We start from the raw sequence: 18,422 nt of genomic DNA, 5'->3' as shown, positions 1-18,422 counted from the left end.
GTCCAGGCCGGTGAGCATCCGGGAGACGGTGCTCTTGTGCAGGCCGACGAGTTCGGAGATCTCCGTGACGCCCAGGAGGGATCGTTTGGCGACGGAGAAGGCTTCGAGGACCGTCAGACCGTTGAGCAGCGATGCTGCCGCCCCTTGCGGTTTATCAGTGGTGGTTTGTGGGTCCAGCATGAGTTCTCCCTCTCCAGGCGCTAAGTCCAGTCACCGTAGCAACCATCTTACGGTGTGCCCATTCAACCTAATGTCGGAGGACCGGTCATACCTCTCCCGGCACGCGGGAGCGAGGCCCGACGACGGCCGGCACCCGTTGAGGGGTGACGGCCGTCGTCGGGTCGGCCCGGGATGCCGGACCGCGGGGCTCCGAGAGTGCGGTGCGGCTTAGGCCGGATCCGCAGGGCACGCCACCTCGGGCTGGGGATCCGAGAGGGTCTTCGGGACCGTGTCCTCGAACTGCGGGAGGCGGTTCAGGTAATCCACCACCGAATCCGTGGACTCCACGTCACCGAACTTGTTGTCGATGTCGTAGAGGTTCCACTGCACGACGCCCGGGACGCGGTCGCCGATGGTCTCCCTGGGGATGATCGGGCGGAAGCCCTTCGCGATCGCGTCCTCGACGGTGTGACGCACGCACCCGGCCGCGGTCGCACCGGTCACGATCAGGGTGTCGATGCGGTTGGAGGTCAGGAAGAGCTCGAGGTTCGTCCCCGGGAACGCCGAGGCGCGATTCTTCTCGATTACGACCTCGCCTTCCGCGGGAGCAATGCGGTCGTCGATCTGCGCCCAGTAGGAACCCGCCGGAAGAGTCTCCGTGGGAATCTTCGAGTACCACAGGCCCATGTCGTTCGTCCCGGAGGTGGCGTCGCGGTTGCGGTACACGTTCGTCGTGTAGAAGACCGGGACACCCTTGGCGCGCGCGGCCTCGTTGATCCGCTGGACGTTCGGGATGATCGTCTCCATGCCCGGGCAGCTGAACGGGTGGCCCGGCCGGGTCCACGCGTTCGCGAGGTCGATGTGGATGACGGCGGGGCGGTTGCCGTAGCCGATCCGACGCTTGAAGCCTCGCTCGTTGTAGATATCCGTGCCTGCTTCGAACGCCTCCTCCAGCACTGCTGCCAGGCGGGCTTCGATGTCGTTGAACGTCTCTGTTGTCATGGCTGTCTCCACTCTCTCGGGGACCGGGCTTCCCCTGTCCACATTTTGTTGCTGTGTCATCACAGTAGTTGCTGTTTGCGCAACGCACAACCCCCTTCTGAGATTTGCCGGAATTCGCTTCCAGGCCCCGCGCCCCAATGGGATCCAGAGGCCGGCGCCTTCCAAAAAGCATGAACTCGGAACAAGGCGATCTATCCAAAGGAGAGTGGGGGTCGACCTTTTACCACTCCCGGCATACGGCCCGCAAGCGGAGGGGGCCGCCTGAAAAAAAGAACCATCAACCATTGCTTGTTGCTTCCACGGGAACTACATTGCTTACTAAGCAACTTGTGACCTATGGCACATAAATTTGCGGTCTAACCCAGCGGACTCCAAACGGGGGTTGCCACTGGCCGAAAGGCCCACCCAGGCTTCCCTTCAACGCAGTCCTGAGCCTCACTTCCGAAAGGACCCCAGCATGAAGCGCATCGGAGTAGACGTCGGCGGCACCTTCACCGACTTGTATTTTTCAGACGACGCCCAGCGCATTGCCGTTGTGGAGAAGGTCCCGTCCACCCCGCACGATCCGTCCGAAGCCGTTATCTCCGGCATCAAGAAGCTCTGCGAGAAGGCCGGTGTCTCGCTTGCGGAGATCGACCAGCTGGTGCACGGGACCACGGTGGCGACGAACACCGCGCTGACGCATACCGGTGCGGAGGTCGGGATGATCACTACCGAGGGTTTCCGTGACATCCTGCACATCGCCCGGCACAAGAAGCCGTACAACTTTTCCCTCCAGCAGGAACTGCCGTGGCAGACCAAGCCCCTGATCAAGCGCCGTCATCGGCTCACGGTCAAGGAGCGCATCACGGCACCCAACGGCGACGTCCTGGTTCCCCTGGACGAAGATGAGGTTCGTGAGCGCGTGCGCGAGCTGAAGGCTGCCGGAGTCGAAGCCATCGCCGTTTGCCTGCTGCACTCGTACCTGAATTCCGCCCACGAGCAGCGGATCGGGGAAATCGTCGCGGAGGAGTTCCCCGAGGCTTACCTGTCCCTGTCCAGCGAGATCGTGCCCCTTTACCGGGAGTATGAGCGGTTCTCCACCACGGCGCTCAATGCCTACGTCGGGCCGCGGGTCTCGCGTTACCTGCACCGTTTGCAGGAGCAGGCCGAAGGATTGGGCTACAAGCGGGAGATCCTGCTGATGCAGTCCTCCGGCGGTATGGTTCCGATCAAGGAGGCCGCCAAGCGCCCGGTGACGCTGATGATGTCCGGACCGGTCGGCGGCCTGATCGGCGGCATGTGGGCCGGCCGCCAGTCCGGCTTCGAGAACGTCGTCACCCTGGACATCGGCGGTACGTCGGCGGACATCGGTGTGGCCTATAAGGGTGAACTGCGCATGCGTCACCTGCTGGACACCAAGATCGGCGATCACCAGGCCATGGTCCCGATGGTGGACATCGACACCATTGGTGCCGGCGGCGGTTCCATCGCCTACGTCGACGCTGGCGGTGTCTTCCGCGTGGGTCCGCAATCTGCAGGCGCCGTCCCGGGCCCGGTCTGCTACGGCCGCGGCGGGTCGGAGCCGACATCGACCGACGCCCAGGTGCTGCTGGGCCGCATGCGTCCTGACCGCGTTCTGGCAGGCTCAGGTATGGATATGGACCTTGATGGCGCCCGGAAGGCCATGGAAGGTCTGGCAGCAAAGCTCAACATGTCGGTGGACCAGGCCGCCCTCGGCGCGCTGCAGATCCAGAAGTTCGGCATGACCCAGGCGATCGAGCAGAACTCCGTGCGCCGGGGCTACGACCCGCGAGACTTCACCCTCGTCGCTGCCGGCGGTGCCGGCGCACTGTTCGCCTGCGAGATCGCCGCGGAGCTGGAGGTCCCGAAGGTGCTGATCCCGGCCCACCCCGGCATCATGGCTGCCACCGGCCTGTTGGCTACCGACGAGAAGTACGAGTTCGTCGCCACCAGCCGGTTCACGTTCGCCCACGCCAACCCCGCCGCCATCCAGGCCTCCTTCGAGCAGTTGGAACGCGAGGCCAATGCCCAGCTGGATGCCGAGGACGTGCCGGCCGAACGCCGCAAGCTTGAATGGCTCGCGGACGCGCGCTACGAGGGCCAGGGGTACGAGATCCGCTTCGCCGCCCCCGCAGGACCAGTCAACGAAGCCTGGCTGGAAATGGCCGAGGCAGCCTTCCACGATGCCCACTTTGAGGAGTACGGTCACCGTTTCAAGAACGGCACCGTGGAGGTCATCAACATCCGCGTGGAGGCCAGCGCCGTGATGGATGACCTGCCCACGCCGGAGGCGATCAAGTCCGGTTCCCTCCAAGACGCCCTGGTGGAAACCCGTCCGGTGACCTTCGAACAGGACGGCAAGCCGGTGACCCTGGACACCAGGTTCTACGACCGCGACAGGATGGGCGTGGGAATTACTTTCACCGGTCCCGCCATCATCGAACAGTACGACTCCACCACCGTTATTCCTCCGGGATTCTCCGGAGCGGTGGACGCAGCCGGCAACCTCGTCATCGACTGCCCGGCCGCGACCCAGAGTGCCGAGAAACTGGCCACGCCGATCCTGATGCGCGTGATCGGGGGCGCTCTGAACTCGGCGGCCAAGGAAATGGCCTCGGTGCTGTTCCGTATGGCCTATTCCTCGATCATCCGCGAGTCCGAGGACCTCGGCGCAGGGCTTTTCGACAGGGACGGCAACGTGCTGGCCGAGTCCGACTCCACGCCCATGTTCATGGGCTCCATGCCCAAGATCGTCAAGGGCGTGATCTCGGTCCTGGGCGACGACATCCACGACGGTGACGTCATCCTGCACAACGATCCTTACTTGGGGGCCACGCACTCCCCCGACGTGGCGATCATCGAACCGATCTTCCACGACGGGGAACTCGTCGGCTTCGCCGGAGCCTCGGGCCAGCTGATTGATAACGGCGGCGCGTACTCCGGACTGATGGTGGACATTCAGGACATCCAGTCCGAAGGCACCATCTTCCGGGCGGTGAAGATTGCCGAGAAGGGCGTCCGCCAGGAATCGCTGATCCGGCACATTCTCAACAACACCCGGACACCCACCTCCAACGAGGGCGACTTCCAGGCGATGATCGCCGCCTGCGAGCTGGCCAAGTCCCGCTACATCGCCCTCATTGAGCGCTACGGCTTCGGCGCGGTCCGCGAGGCCGGCCAGAGCTGGATCGACTACTCGGAGCGAATGCTGCGCCAGGAAATCGCCAAGATCCCGGATGGCGTCTACGAGACCGAGGTCGGCTACCTGGACGACGACGGCCGCAACTATGGCAAGAAGCTGCCGATCGTCGTGAAGGTGATCGTCGAGGGTGACGAGATTACCTACGACCTCACCGGCTCTTCCGAACAGGTGCCGACCGCCTACAACTGCGCCTTCGAGGGCACCACAGTCTCGGCATTCACGTTCATCACCCGCATGATGTTCCTGGATGAGGTCGCCTTCCCGGTGTTCGTGCCCCAGAACGAGGGCATGCTCAAGCCCCTGAAGGTGATCGCCCCGGAAGGCACCATCTTCAACCCGACGTACCCGGCCGCAACCTTCTCCCGGTTCTCCCAAGTACAACGTGCCGTCGATTTGGCTTTGCGGGCCCTGGCCCCTGTCATCCCCGACCGCGTCACCGCCGGCAACTCCGCCCACATCCACTTCATCTCCTACTCCGGATGGGACGAGAAACAGGGCGAGTACTGGGTCTACCTCGAGGTCAACGAGGGCTCGTACGGCGCCCGCGCAACCAGCGACGGGCCGGACTCCGTGGACAACCTCATCGCCAACACCCGCAACAACCCGATCGAGGAGCTCGAGTGGCGGTTCCCGATGCGCACCGACCGCTACGAACTACGCTCCGAGCCGGCGGCCGCAGGCGAGTTCCGCGGCGGCATCGGCATCGTCCGGGAGAACACCTTCCTGACGGACACCGCGATCACCTGCGAGGGTGAACGCCACGAGTCGGACGTACCGTGGGGCGCGTTCGGCGGCCACGAGGGCCTCAACGGCTCGCTCGTGAAAAACCCCGGCCGGGAGGGCGAGGAGTCCTGGCCGTCCAAAGTCACCGGTCGTCAGCTGCTGGCCGGCGACTCCCTCCAGATCACCGTGCCCAGCGGTGGCGGCTTCGGTGACCCTCAGCGGCGGGACCCCCTGAAGGTCCTCGAGGACGTCCTGGACGGCTTCACAACCGCCGAGGCAGCCGCCCGTGACTACGGCGTGGTCCTCAAGGAGGTCAACGGCCAGCTCACTGTCGATCTGAAGTCCACCGCCGAACGCCGCGAGGTATTCGTCTCCGAGCTCAGTTCCGCAATCTGATCCAAAGCAGCAGCAAGGGGGGCGGCCTGGAGCCAGCTAGCGACGCTGGCCTCCAGGCCGCCCCTTCGTTCCCTACTCATCACACCGCCCACCTATCCCCGTGAATTAGGAACCGCTATGACCACTGCCCCAACCCTTCAATTTGTCGAGTCTGATGTCACGCCCAAGGACGTCCGGCTAGCCACCTGGATTTGCTTCTTCGCCTGGACCTTCGCCGTCTACGACTTTGTCCTGTTCGGCAACCTCCTGCCGATGTTGGCCGCAGACCTCGGCTGGAGCGCGGCCCAGTCCACGGGGATCAATACCTGGGTGACGGCAGGGACCGCACTCGTGGCCTTCGGGATCGGCCCGATCGTCGACCGGATCGGCCGGCGCAAGGGCATCCTGATCGCCGTCGTCGGTGCCGCCGTCGCTTCCCTGCTGACCGCCACGGTCGGCTGGGTTGTGGGCCTCGCTGCCGGTCTTGGACTCGTCTTCCTGGTCCTCGTGCGTTCACTGGCCGGCCTCGGCTACGCCGAACAGTCCATCAACGCGGCATACCTCAACGAGATGTTCGCCCACAACAGCGATCCCGCCAAGGCACGCCGCCGCGGGCTCATCTTCTCACTCGTCCAGTCCGGCTGGCCGGTCGGCTCCGTCCTGGCCGCCGGGTCCGTCTATCTGCTGTTCCCCGTCGGCGGGTGGGCGCTCTGCTTCGCCGTGGCCGCCCTGCCCGCCGTCTTCATCGTCTTCGCCGGACGCTGGCTCAAAGAAAGCCCCCAGTTTGCCCACCGTCACCAGATCGACAAGATGATCAAGGACGGCCGGACGGAAGAGGCACAGCAGCTCGGGGAGAAATACGGGATTGATGTCTCGGAGAAGGCCAGCCCACTGGTCTCGGTCTTCCGCGGAGAATCGCTGCGGTCCACGCTGACGATCGGCGGTGCCTTCCTCCTGAACTGGCTGGGCGTGCTTGCATTCGCGATCCTCGGCACGTCGCTGCTCACGGCGCCGGACGGCAAGAACCTCGAGTTCGATAACGCGCTGCTGATTCTCATCATCTCCAATGCCACCGCCTTCGCCGGATACCTGTTCCACGGCTGGCTCGGTGACCGGATCGGGCGCCGCAACGCGATCGGGATCGGCTGGATCCTGTGCGCCGTCTCCTTCTTCACCATGCTCCAGGCCCCGAACGGGAACTTCCCGCTCATCATCGGGCTGTACAGCGCCGGGCTGTTCTTCCTCATCGGCCCCTTCTCCGCCCTGCTGTTCTTCACCGGCGAAAGCTTCCCCGTCCACACCCGGGCAACGGGCAGTTCCATCATCAACGCCTCCGGCCAGGTCGGGGCAATCATCGGCGGCCTGCTCATTACCGCCGCCCTCGCATCCGGAGCCGGCTGGATCAACGCCACCCTCTGGTGGGGCGTCCTCCCCATTCTGGCGTCCGGCTTGCTGATCTTCGCCGCCCGGAACGTCGACCCCAGCAAGGTCCGCGCGGACTGACAGGTCCCCGAAACCCCGCACCACAATCACCATCCGCCCGGCGATAACTCCTGTCCCCACAGAGTTCCCGCCGGGCGGATGACGTTAAATCTGTCGTTTCAGAAGTCGACTGCACCAACAGCAGGAACTCCTACTTTGGTGTCTCGGTCGAGCTTGTTGCCGCGACTCGTCAGTGGAGGCGGACAAGGAACCGGAGCGCTAAATGGCGGCTTGTCCGTAGCGCTATCTGTCATCCTCAGGTCAAGGGGCTTGAGGCGAAGCCTAGCGCGGGTAGCCTCGGCTCGCCCACAGCGGGAGCAGTACCTCGTCGACGATGCGCTCGAAGTCGGCGCGTTCCAAAGGGCGGGCGGTGATGCGGGGAAGGCTCGTCAAGAGTCCGATGATCGCAGCCAGGTCGATCGATGCGTGAGGCCACCGCGGGTTGGTCACCATACCGGCGTCGAGGGGGTCGCCTGGATGCGCATCGTGAGCGCTCTGCTCGGTCCGCTCGGACGGGTCGCTCTGCTCGTCTCGTGGGGTCTGGACGGCTGCCGCGATGGCATTGATGAAGCGCACGCGCAGTGCCTCGCCCAGCTCAGATTGGTCATCCCCGGTGTTGAGGAGCGCGCTGATGATGCGTTGGCGGCGGCTGTCCATGCAGGCTGAGGCGGCGATGATGCCCCGCGTGGCCCTCGCGACCGGGAACCTGGAGGCCCTCGCGCCTCTTGAGGCTGCCAGCGTCGGACACGACGTGGTCTTCTCCGTGCAGTTGGCAGGCGTCGACCCAACAGATCCCGGCGCTGAGCAGCGGCAGGCCCGCAACATCGCCACCGCGGCCAAGCGCGCCGGCGTCACGCATATCGTCCACACTTCCGTGTCGGCGACGGGATGGCGTAGCGAGCATCCGGACTACGAGCAATCCGACCTGTGGAAGGCGTACTGGGATGAGAAGGAAGCCGCGGAAGAGGTGGTCCGGCAATCGGGCCTGGACCGCTGGACCATCTTCAAGCCCGCCTTCTACATGAACAACTTCCTTCCAGCCAAGCGTGACCCCATGTTTCCCGACCTTCCTTACGGCAAGATCGTCACCGCTACGAGCCCGCAGACCGTGATGGCGCTCATTAATGCGGACGACTTCGGAGCGGCTGTCGCCGCCGCCGTCACCGTGCCCGACAAGTTCCACGAAGCCGAGATCGAGCTCGCAGGCGACGCTCTGACCCACGCCGAGATTGCAAGACCCTCTCCAGGGCCGCCAACCGCGAGATCACTGCCGTCTCCGTCTCCTGGAAGGAGCAAGAACAGCTCGTTGGCGCCCCCTCAGCGGATAGCCAGATCTGGAACGACCGGGTCGGCTACCCCGCACGCCCACACCACGCCGCGCAATACGGCCTGACCACGACAACAGTGGGCAGCGCGACAGGAATGGACCATCCCGGCCACCTAAATCCACTGCCCGCGGCTGCAGCTTCTCCCACACGCCAGGGTCAAGGACCGGCGAACGCCGAAGCCAGTCAACTGTCCCGAACCGATCGTTCGCGAGAGACCATTGGGGAGTTCGGCGCGCCGCGGAAGTCCGCCGTCAGATAGCCGTGGCGCAACCGGCCCCGATGAGCATTCCAATATCGACTGGCGTGCTGTCCGGACCCACGCGGGTCCGGACAGCGGCCCGGCCATTGTTCTTGCCAGGGACCTCAGGCCCCGGACACCGATTGTGAGGCCAGGGCGCGTGCGGGCACCGTGGGAACGGGATCGTCGTGGTAGCGGCGCAGAGGCTGTCCTGCAGTCTCGGGCATGAGGAGGGTGGCGACGAGGAACGATGCGACGGCGATGGCTGCGACGTAGATTGCGGGGGAGAGCGAATAGCCGGTTCCGGCGACAAGCCACGTTGCCAGGAAGGGTGCAGTGCCGCCGAACACGGCGTACGTGATGTTGTAACAGGTGCCCGACGCTGCGAAGCGCACGTCGGTCGAGAACATTTCCGACATCAGGACCGAAGTCACGACATTAGCGGTCACCGCGCCGAGGCCTATGAGCAGTTGGCTGGCAACGGCGGTTGCGAACGTCCCCTGCTCGGCGATCATGTACGCCGGAATAGTGAGGATGGCCAGGAGGCCGGCGGCGATCTGCATGGTGCGGCGGCGCCCGATGCGATCCGAAACCCGGCCCATGACGGGAGCGAGCGCCGTTGCGAGGGTCAGCGAGATCAAACTCGAGAACAGCGCGAGGTGTTGGGGCAGGCCGACCACCTTGATCAGGAAGGTCGACATGTACGTGGAGTAAATGTAGAAGGAGAGTGCCGTGAGCATGACGAACCCGCCCAGGCGCAGCATCGCGGACCACTGGGTGCGGAAGACGGCTCCCAAGGAAGGTACGGGCCGGGAGGCGGAATCGTCGATCATCGCTTGGAACTCGGGTGACTCGTGGAGCTTGGCGCGAATGTAGAAGGCGATCAGGCCCATCGGCACGGACAGCAGGAAGAGGATGCGCCAGCCCCAATCACCCATGGCCTCGGCCGGCAGGATGAAGCTGAGCAGCGCGCCGAGTCCAGCGGCGAGGGCGAACGAGGAGAACGTCGCCGCTGACATGGCGGACGAGTACCGGGCCCGGTGCCTGTCGGGGCTGTGCTCGACAACATAGATGGTGGCGCCGGCGTATTCGCCGCCGGCGGAAAAGCCCTGCAAACACCGGGCCAACACCAACAGGACGGCGGCCCATATACCGATCGTTTCGTGGCTGGGGATAAGCCCGATTGCGGCCGTGGATCCGGACATAAGCAGGACGGTCAGCACCAGGATCTTTTTGCGTCCGAGGCGGTCGCCCAGGCGTCCGAAAAAGATCCCGCCCAAGGGCCGCAGCGCGAACGCCACAGCGAACACGGCAAACGTCTCGAGCAGACCCGTGACCGGATCCTTGGATGAGAAGAACGTAGCGGCAATGTGGGTTGCCATGTAGCCGTAAATGGCAAAATCGAACCACTCCACCACGGTCCCGGCAAAAGAGGCCCGTACCACTTTACGCAGGCGCTCCGGGCTCACCTTCTCCAGCGAATTGTCCGCAAGGTCGCGTTCCATGTTGTCTCCATTCAGTGGGATGGCGCCCAGACCGCGTGGTGCTTCACTTTCAGCCCAGAACACTGCGGGGCAGCGCTTGGCACATGTGGTCTAGATCGTTGTTGATCAGACAACAACTTATTTACTTTAGTAGCAACAGTCAAGGATTTTGTCTTTATTACTGCTGTGATAAAGAGAGGCCTTCGGGGACTCTGCAACACCAGTTGGCCGGTGATGTCAGGGACGCGCGACGGCAGCCCCTTCTGGTCCGCGACGCTCAGTTCCGCTTCGGTGACGCGCAGATCAACGTAGACGCCGTTCCAGGTTTTCGCCTGCACCGGGGTAGGGGCAAGGCGGAACTGTGGTTGCTGTGCGGCTACGGGGTTGTGGCGTCCTACCTGTTCGGCCTGCTGACCAACGCGTGGTTCTGGCCCTTCGCCGTGGGCGCCGGCACCGGCATCTCCTACATACCGGGCGCCCCGCTAGGCACCAACCTCAGCAGCTTCCTGCTCTACTCGCTGGTGACGTCGACGGCGGGCTGGGACACCCTGCGTGCCGTCACCACCATCATCGGAATCGCCGTGGTGGGGCGGGCCATCCTCGCAGCACTGCGGCGGGTGAAGCCGGTGTACAACAACGGCGGGCAGGCCACCAAGGACCCACCCGCCGTCGTATCTGATCTGGAAGAGATCAGGCGTTAGTTTTCCGCTTGAACCAGCCCCACACGGCCGTGGCCACGAACAGGATCAGGCCGATGAATGCCAGCCACAGCAGGCCCTTCACCACGAAGCCGAGGATCGACAGGACAAGCCAGATGATAAGCAGTGTGATGATAATTCCCATAGGGGAAGCTTAGGCCTTTGTTCCTGCTGAAACCGGCTCCAACTCACACCTTGAAGTACTTCGCCTCCGGGTGGTGGAACACGAACGCGTCGGTGGACTGCTCGGGGTGCAGCATCAGCTCATCGCTGAGGATGACGCCCATCCGTTCGGGTTTCAGGAGCTCGGTGACCTTGCGGCGGTCCTCCATGTCCGGGCACGCGGGGTAGCCGAGCGAGAACCGGGCACCGCGGTAGTCGAGCTTGAACAGGCCGGCTTTGTCCTTCGGCTCCTCGGACGCGAAGCCCAGCTCGGAGCGGATGCGCGCATGCCAGAACTCCGCGAGCGCCTCGGTGAGCTGCATGACCAGGCCGTTGAGCTCGTAGTAGTCGCGGTAGTGGTTTCCCTTGAACAGCTCCCCGGTCACCTCGTCGATCTTCGAGCCGGCGGTGACCAGCTGCACCGGCAACACGTCGATCTGCCCCGATTCGCGCGAGCGCACAAAGTCGGCCAGGCACAGGTGCCGGTCGCGGCGCTGGCGCGGGAAGTCGAAGCGGAGCCGCTCGGTGCCGATCGGGCCGTCAGAACCGCCGTCGGGCGCGAGCAGGCCAGCGGTGCCGAGAACGCCGTCGGAATCCGTACCGTGGTGGAGCACCACCACCTGTTCCCCCTCGGAGACCACCGGGAAGTAGCCGTACGCGACGGACGCGTCGAGCATTCCCTCGCCGAGGATGCGGTCCAGCCAGTACCGCAGGCGCGGCCGGCCCTCGCGTTCCACGAGTTCCTCGTAGGAGGCGCCGTCCTCGCCGCGGCCGGGCTTGAGTCCCCACTGCCCCATGAAGGTGGCGCGTTCGTCGAGGAAGGTGGCGTAGTCGTGGAGGGCGACACCGCGAACGATGCGCGTGCCCCAGAACGGCGGCGACGGCACGTGGTTGTCGGAAACGACGTCGGACCGGCCCGGCATCGCTTCCGGCTCAGTCACCGTGAACTTCGGGCCGCCCTTATGGATCCGCTTCTTCAGCGGCGGGAGGCCGACGGCGTCGGGGTCGGCGCCGCGGGCCACCTGCACTAGCGGTTCCATGAGTGAGAGGCCCTCGAACGCGTCCTTGGCGTACCGGACGGTTCCTTCGAACTGCTCCGCCAGGTCCTGCTCCACGTAGGCGCGGGTCAGGGCTGCGCCGCCGAGGATGATGGGCCACTTCTTCGCGAGGCCCCGGGACTGGAGTTCGGCGAGGTTCTCCTTCATCACCACCGTGGACTTCACCAGCAGGCCGGACATGCCGATCACGTCGGCGTTGTGTTCCTCGGCTGCCGCCATGATCTCGGCGATCCCCTGCTTGATGCCGATGTTGACCACTTTGTAGCCGTTGTTGGTGAGGATGATGTCCACCAGGTTCTTGCCGATGTCGTGCACGTCGCCGCGGACAGTGGCGATCACCATGGTGCCCTTGCCGGACGAATCCGACTTCTCCATGTGCGGCTCGAGCAGGGCCACCGCGTTCTTCATCACCTCGGCGGACTGCAGCACGAACGGCAGCTGCATCTCGCCGGCGCCGAAGCGCTCACCGACGACCTTCATGCCTTCGAGCAGCTGGTCGTTGATGATGCCGAGCGGGGTCATGCCCTCGCTGCGGGCGAGGTCGAGGTCCTCTTCGAGGCCCTTGCCTTCGCCGTCGATGATGCGCCGTTGCAGGCGTTCGCCGGTGGGCAGCGCGGCGAGTTCCGCGGCGCGCTGGTCCTTCAGCGCAGCAGTGTCGACGCCGGCGAACATGTCCAGCATGATGTTGAGGGGGTCGTAGGTGACGTTGCCGTCGGCGTCGTATTCGCGGCGGTCCCAAACGAGGTCCAGGGCCACCTTGCGCTGCTCCTCCGGCAGGGAAGCGAGCGGCACGATCTTGGCGGCATCGATGATGCCGCTGGTCAGGCCGGCCTGCACGGCCTCGTGCAGGAACACCGAGTTCAGTGCCATGCGCGCTGCCGGGTTCAGGCCGAAGGAGACGTTGGAGACGCCGAGGGTGGTGTTGATGCCGGGGTACTTGGCGGTGATCTGGCGGATGGCCTCGATGGTTTCGATGCCGTCCCGGCGGGTTTCTTCCTGGCCGGTGGCGATGGGGAAGGTCAGTGCGTCCACGATGATGTCCTCGACGCGCATCCCCCATTCGCCCACCAGGGCGTCGACGAGGCGGGAGGCGATGGCCACTTTGCCCTCGGTGGTGCGTGCCTGGCCCTGCTCGTCGATGGTCAGGGCGATCACGGCGGTGCCGTGTTCCTTCACAAGCGGCATGATGCGCGCGAAGCGGCTGTCCGGGCCGTCGCCGTCCTCGTAGTTGACGGAGTTGACCACGGGGCGTCCGCCGATGAGTTCGAGCCCGGCCCGGAGGACGGGCGGTTCGGTGGAGTCGATGACGAGAGGGAGCGTGGAGGCTGACGCGAAACGTGAGACGACCTCCTTAATATCGGCCACGCCGTCGCGCCCCACGTAGTCAATGCAGACGTCGAGCAGGTGCGCACCGACGCGGACCTGCTCGCGGGCGATGTCCACGCAGTCGTCCCAGCGCTCCTCCAGCATTGCCTGGCGGAACGCCTTCGAACCGTTCGCGTTGGTGCGCTCGCCGATGGCAAGGTACGCGGACTCCTGGTCGAAGTTCACGTGGTGGTAGAGGGACGCGATGCCGGCTTCACGCTCGGTGGGAAGGCGTTCGCCGTCGGCGCCCCTTCCGCCGCTGGTGACCGCGGCACTCTCGCGCAACGGCGCAAGGCGCTCGACGACGGCGGCCATGTGCTCCGGCGTCGTACCGCAGCAGCCGCCCACCAGGCCCAGGCCGAATTCGCGGACGAACTGCTCGTGTGCGGTGGCGAGTTCGGTGGGCGAAAGCGGGTAGTGCGCGCCGTTGGGGCCAAGGACCGGGAGGCCGGCGTTGGGCATGCAGGCGATGGCGACGGAGGACTGCTTGGAGAGGTGGCGGAGGTGCTCGCTCATCTCATCCGGCCCGGTGGCGCAGTTCAGGCCGATGGCGTCGACGCCGAGCGGCTCGAGCGCGGTAAGTGCCGCGCCGATTTCGGAGCCCATCAGCATGGTTCCGGTGGTCTCGACGGTCACCTCAACGAAGATGGGGAGCCGGACGCCGCGGGTGACGATGGCCTGCTTGCAGCCGTTGACCGCCGCTTTGGTCTGCAGGAGGTCCTGGCTGGTTTCGATGAGGAAGGCATCCGCTCCCCCGTCGATGAGGCCCTCGGCCTGCAGGGCGAAGGTCTGCTTCAGGTAGTCGTAGCTGGTGTGCCCGAGGCTGGGGAGCTTGGTGCCCGGCCCCATCGAGCCCAGGACCCAGCGCACGCGTCCGTCTGTCTTTTCTGCCGCTTCGGCGCGCTCCCGGGCGATCTCCGCACCCTTCCGGGCGAGCTCTTCGATCCGGTCGTCGATGCCGTAGTCGGAGAGGTTGGACCAGTTCGCACCGAAAGTGTTGGTTTCCACCGCATCGATGCCGGTGGCGAAGTAGGCGTCGTGAATGTCCGCTAGGACATCGGGACGCGTGGCGTTGAGGATCTCGTTGCAGCCCTCCAGCCCCAGGAAATCGTCCTCCAGCGACAGCTCCCGCCCCTGCAGCATGGTGCCCATGGCACCATCGGCAATGACGACCCGGTGGTTGACTGCATCCAACAAAGCCTGGGCGCGGGCAGGGCGGGGGACGGACTCAATATCAAGCGCAAAACGAGGCATCTAAACAGACTACGGCGGGGGCCTAGCCAGTGCACTGTGTGTCCATGTACTACGGCGGTGGGTGGTGGGTAGTTCTGGCCATGACCACAGAGCGATAGCTGCCCAAGCGCAACAGCTGAGTGGACGACGGCGGGACCTCCCGCCGTCGTCCACTCCAGTCAGTGCCCACATATGACGCTAAACGGCGGCCGGTACTAACGCTGCCTGGCGCAAGTCCTTGGATGCGGCGAACTCCTCGGCCGGTGCATTTTCCTGGTACTCGACCAGTTCAACGTGATGCTCCACAGAGCATGTTTCACGTCCGAAGGGGACGCGTAGAAGTACTCCCGCCGCAGATTCACTAGATTCACGCGCTGGACGGCAAAGTGCTGGTGCAGCATCGTCTCGATTCCAACCGCATCCTTGGAGAAGCACAGTGCGTGGACGTCGAAAAGAAATGCGTCACCGAGTTCACGCACGCGTTCCATTGGATTCAGGCGACGGGTCATGCCGATCTTTACAACGCCCTCACCGAACGCCCCGAGGTTGGAGATAACGTAACCTAGCCCGCGCGGATGTTTAGAGCGTTGTCTTCGGCATCGGCGAGCATTGCTTCTGCGGCCTCAAGCTGCTCCTGGACCCGCTGGACACCTTCAAGGTCTCCGGCAGCCTGCAGTTGGACGAGCACCGTGGCGTAGTGGTCCACTTCCTTCTGCTGTTTAGCCTTCAGCGCCTCCCACTCGCCCTGCGCTTTGGCCGCCTCGCGGGCTTCGGCCCGGGCCTCGGCCTCCATTTGCTTTTGAATGGCGACGGCCTCCAAGTGCCGGGCAGCCAGTTCGAGTTCTTTCTCCCGTAACGAGTGGAATGCGTTGGTGATTTGGAGCCCAATCATGGTGCCCCGCTTGGCGATCTGATCTCGAGCCTTCTCAAGTCGTGCGGCCGCGGTGTGAAGATTTCCGGCTTTCACCGTTTTCACGCAATTCTCGGCCTCGGCGTTGTAGGCGCGGAGCAGCAGCGCGGAAAGGTCGCGGACGAACTTGGCGCCCTCCTTCGTTGAGCCGTTGAACGTGAAACCGGAGACCGTGGTCACTGCAGTCTTCTCGCGCAGCTTGTCTTTGATGCGTGTACGCACGGCGCCCAGTTCGTCGGCCAGCTTTATCGATGTCTCGGCCGGATGCTCGTAGTCGTAGAATCCAACGTTGTGGCGTTCTGCAACCTGCCGGACGTCCAGCACCTCCCCGCTGACGGCTGAAAGCTCGGCGTTGATCACCGCCAACTCCCGCTGCGCTGTAGCGATGCTGGCCATTAGATCGGCGTCGTGGCAATCCTTGGCCATCGTGTCCAATGCGCCAAGCCTCCGTAGGTCGGCAAGCATTTGAGCGTTCGCCTTGTAGACCTCATCTGCAACTTCTTTGGTTTCTCCGGTTCCGGCGCAGGCCCGGATGACACGTCTGACATGATTCCCCCAATAGTCGAGTAACGATGCTCGAACCGTATCAGCACGAAACGACAGCATTGTCTGTGCGTGCTGGAGGGGACTCGGTAGCTGCGCCGCCGTTGCCCAACAGGCATTTGATGAAGGCCACAAACTGACCCGGCATGGTGGGATTCGGGACGGCGGGTGCATCAGCGGGCCGAGACGTTCGGCCGCTAGCTGGGGTTCCTGTTGACCATGGTGCCAGAAGCCTGGGTCCAGAGGCCACGGCGTCGAACCCCCAGGCGTTTGGGCCCGTACACCAACGCCAAGTTATTAGTCGGACAGACTAGGAAGTACTTGGATGCCCTACCGGCATGCGCGCCTCGGAGGCGGCGTTGACTAGGGAGCCGGTGCGGCCTCGAGCGCGAAAAGCCTGAGGGCGCTACGTTGATCCGGAAGACGTGGTCGCAGAGGTCAACGCCCGCCCCATGGATGGGCGCGAAGTGGTCCATGATGCTCGCGACGTTCGTCAGGGCGTCCATGGTCTCTCCTGTGAAGTTTGTCGCTCGGCCCGGGGCCGGGTCTAGTGGCCATTCTCCGCCGCCAATCCTCCAGGGGATGGAACGATCCTCAGTAACCTCGCAGGGCTATGCATCGGGAATAACACATGTGTAATACACTATATTGTGGTGAAGTTCTTCTTCTTCCACCACATGTAGTATCGATCCGGTGCCTTGGGGGCAAGAATGGAAGCGTCAAGGATAGAGATGCATCGTACGCCTAGGCTTTGGGAGCTTCCCCAGTGAGCGATCGGGGGTCACCTTTGTGGGATCGCGTAGAAGCAGCCTTAGCAACGCCGGTCGCGAACACGGCTAGTGAACAGACTGGTTCTCCTCGCTCTGTTGGTAAGGGTCCCAAGGTCTACTGGAAGACGCTGGACGTCTTCGCCACGCTCCTATGGTCCGTCTTCCTTGTCAAACTCTTCGTGGCCGACGTTGACCGGTGGCTGGTGTCTGCTATCTCTCCCGCATATGTCTGGCTGCTGGACTTTCGCTTTCTTGCAACCCTGGCACTTGTCAGCATCCTGCTCATAGCCACTCGGAAGAAAAGGCGTTGGCTTGCTGTTTACCTGATCTTGTTTCCACTGATCGCCGTGTTCTGGAAAATCCCCAAATTTTTGTACAAAAGGCGAAGCTGGAGCCTAGCTATTGGTGTTGTTCACGTCACGATGGGGACGTTCAAGCGACTCCCGCGCTTCCTAATAGTCGCCACGCTGGTCCTCTCGGCGGCCACAATAATCTTGCTGCGGGCAGGCGAGCCCATGGTGATAGCGGCCATTGTAGTTTTGATTCTCATGTGGGCCATCAACCTCGGCCTAGCTGCTTTTGGGGCTTTTCGCCTCGATAGCTTTGTTGGTGGACAGAATAAGACCATCTCCAAGATTTTGCACAGTAAGGCCTTCTGGAACATGGTGCGCGTTGACGATGTTTACCGGAACGAGGAGGTAGTTGAGTACACCCGGGAACAGGCTACCCAACTGGTTACGAAAGCGGCCATGGGCGTAGTGGCTGCGCGTGCCACAGAGCTCTGGGCAACAAAACTGGACGGCTACCGGCGTAGCCCAGCCTTCGTGCTCTTTGGTTCACTCACAGTAGTCGGCCTCTTTATCCACGTCGTTTTCACTTCTGCCCTTATTAATTACGGACTGCACCAAGTCGATCCCAAGCAATTTTCATCAGAATTCGAGCCTTCGCTATCCACATTTTTTTACTATGCCTTCTCAGCGGCACTGGCGGGCGAGATTAATGGGTTTGTTCCTCGCGGCATGTGGGCTATATCTGTACACATTGGCACCGGGTTTTCCGCCGCTGTTCTTCTGCTTGTCTTGGTTGTGTCACTCATCTTTGGTGTGAAGCAATCGCGAACTGATGAGTCAGCCATGGCAGCCATCGGCGAGCTTCGACGCGTTTCCGAGGAGTTTGAGAGCCGAATTGCGAAGGACTATGGGATGGAACCTGATGGATTAAGGAGCCGTCTCATAGAACTCGAAGGAATATTTGGGAGGTTTCTCGCCTATCTCGCTAGGCAGATGGGGGTCGCCGCCCAGGGTCGCACGGAATATTCCAGCAAAACTCACCCGCACGCCTGACCGCCCGGCCAAGAAGGGGCCGAAGGACAAGGGGCCCCTTCCTACGGCTAGCAACTTTCATAAGATGGGCTGTTGGGCCATAGCAGGCGGATCGGGAAAGATCTTTCGTCCTCACCTCCGCCACAAAGCGAACGCATTTCAACCTCGGAAGTCTTAATGACGACGGTCTGCCGAGTTTGTTCGAGAATAAGGTGCGTAAAGTCACCATCCCCTGCGATGACATAGCCGCGTAGCGGTTTCTCAGGTAGATCATGACGAAATCGGTAACCTCACACCTCGAACCCAGATCGAGTAAGCGCTGCCGACCGGCCCTGCCGATCTGCCTTTGGCCAAAGTCATTCTTT

12 protein-coding genes and 1 pseudogene are annotated in these 18,422 nt (G+C 63.4%); 5 read left to right on the top strand and 8 right to left on the bottom strand.

What is annotated here, in order from left to right; genetic code table 11:
* Window positions 1-24: 24 nt before the first annotated feature.
* Window positions 25-180 (bottom strand): annotated as a pseudogene (locus AC6JAC_RS03145) (helix-turn-helix domain-containing protein); the annotation flags it as partial.
* 207 nt (window positions 181-387) lie between these two features.
* The gene (locus AC6JAC_RS03140; RefSeq protein ID WP_028269739.1) at window positions 388-1,161 is read right to left on the bottom strand and encodes an N-carbamoylsarcosine amidohydrolase; all 774 of its coding nucleotides are present in this window, start codon (window positions 1,159-1,161) and stop codon (window positions 388-390) included.
* Between the two features lie 457 nt (window positions 1,162-1,618).
* Here AC6JAC_RS03140 and AC6JAC_RS03135 point away from each other — a divergent pair, with 457 nt between their 5' ends.
* Both AC6JAC_RS03135 and AC6JAC_RS03130 read left to right on the top strand, forming a co-directional pair.
* Window positions 1,619-5,485 (top strand): hydantoinase B/oxoprolinase family protein, encoded by a 3,867-nt coding sequence (locus tag AC6JAC_RS03135; RefSeq protein ID WP_497963409.1) that lies wholly within the window; start codon window positions 1,619-1,621, stop codon window positions 5,483-5,485.
* Window positions 5,486-5,602: 117 nt separating this feature from the next.
* Entirely contained in the window at window positions 5,603-6,967 is a 1,365-nt protein-coding gene (locus tag AC6JAC_RS03130) for an MFS transporter (protein WP_497963408.1), read from the top strand.
* A 261-nt stretch (window positions 6,968-7,228) separates the two neighbouring features.
* Here the strand turns inward: AC6JAC_RS03130 and AC6JAC_RS03125 are convergent, their stop codons facing one another.
* Window positions 7,229-7,603 carry a hypothetical protein gene (locus AC6JAC_RS03125; protein WP_497963407.1) on the bottom strand — a complete coding sequence of 125 codons (375 nt, stop codon included), beginning with the start codon at window positions 7,601-7,603 and terminating at the stop codon, window positions 7,229-7,231.
* On the opposite strand from AC6JAC_RS03125, the gene AC6JAC_RS03120 reads away from it, so the two are divergent.
* Window positions 7,578-8,339 (top strand): NmrA family NAD(P)-binding protein, encoded by a 762-nt coding sequence (locus AC6JAC_RS03120; protein ID WP_497963406.1) that lies wholly within the window; start codon window positions 7,578-7,580, stop codon window positions 8,337-8,339. The two genes, AC6JAC_RS03125 and AC6JAC_RS03120, sit on opposite strands and share 26 nt — an antisense overlap.
* A 298-nt stretch (window positions 8,340-8,637) precedes the next feature.
* On the opposite strand, the gene AC6JAC_RS03115 is transcribed toward AC6JAC_RS03120, so the two are convergent.
* Window positions 8,638-10,017 carry an MFS transporter gene (locus tag AC6JAC_RS03115; protein WP_497963405.1) on the bottom strand — a complete coding sequence of 460 codons (1,380 nt, stop codon included), beginning with the start codon at window positions 10,015-10,017 and terminating at the stop codon, window positions 8,638-8,640.
* 203 nt (window positions 10,018-10,220) lie between these two features.
* On the opposite strand from AC6JAC_RS03115, the gene AC6JAC_RS03110 reads away from it, so the two are divergent.
* Window positions 10,221-10,697: a hypothetical protein gene (locus AC6JAC_RS03110; RefSeq protein ID WP_497963404.1), complete on the top strand. Its 477-nt coding sequence runs from the start codon at window positions 10,221-10,223 to the stop codon at window positions 10,695-10,697.
* On the opposite strand, the gene AC6JAC_RS03105 is transcribed toward AC6JAC_RS03110, so the two are convergent.
* The 4 genes from AC6JAC_RS03105 to AC6JAC_RS03090 all read right to left on the bottom strand — a co-directional run bounded on the left by AC6JAC_RS03105 (window position 10,687) and on the right by AC6JAC_RS03090 (window position 16,028).
* Window positions 10,687-10,839 (bottom strand): LPXTG cell wall anchor domain-containing protein, encoded by a 153-nt coding sequence (locus AC6JAC_RS03105; protein WP_028269736.1) that lies wholly within the window; start codon window positions 10,837-10,839, stop codon window positions 10,687-10,689. The two genes, AC6JAC_RS03110 and AC6JAC_RS03105, sit on opposite strands and share 11 nt — an antisense overlap.
* A 43-nt stretch (window positions 10,840-10,882) precedes the next feature.
* The gene (gene metH / locus AC6JAC_RS03100) at window positions 10,883-14,533 is read right to left on the bottom strand and encodes a methionine synthase (protein WP_497963403.1); all 3,651 of its coding nucleotides are present in this window, start codon (window positions 14,531-14,533) and stop codon (window positions 10,883-10,885) included.
* A 194-nt stretch (window positions 14,534-14,727) separates the two neighbouring features.
* Entirely contained in the window at window positions 14,728-15,021 is a 294-nt protein-coding gene (locus tag AC6JAC_RS03095) for a GIY-YIG nuclease family protein (RefSeq protein ID WP_497963402.1), read from the bottom strand.
* Between the two features lie 53 nt (window positions 15,022-15,074).
* Window positions 15,075-16,028 (bottom strand): SNIPE associated domain-containing protein, encoded by a 954-nt coding sequence (locus tag AC6JAC_RS03090; protein ID WP_497963401.1) that lies wholly within the window; start codon window positions 16,026-16,028, stop codon window positions 15,075-15,077.
* Window positions 16,029-16,914: 886 nt separating this feature from the next.
* Between AC6JAC_RS03090 and AC6JAC_RS03085 the strand changes: the two genes are divergently transcribed.
* Entirely contained in the window at window positions 16,915-18,078 is a 1,164-nt protein-coding gene (locus AC6JAC_RS03085; protein WP_497963400.1) for a hypothetical protein, read from the top strand.
* Window positions 18,079-18,422 lie beyond the last annotated feature (344 nt).

It is taken from the genome of Arthrobacter sp. KUASC02, assembly GCF_059739395.1.
Note: the sequence above shows the minus strand (reverse complement) of the source record. Positions and strands in the feature narration are given on the sequence as shown.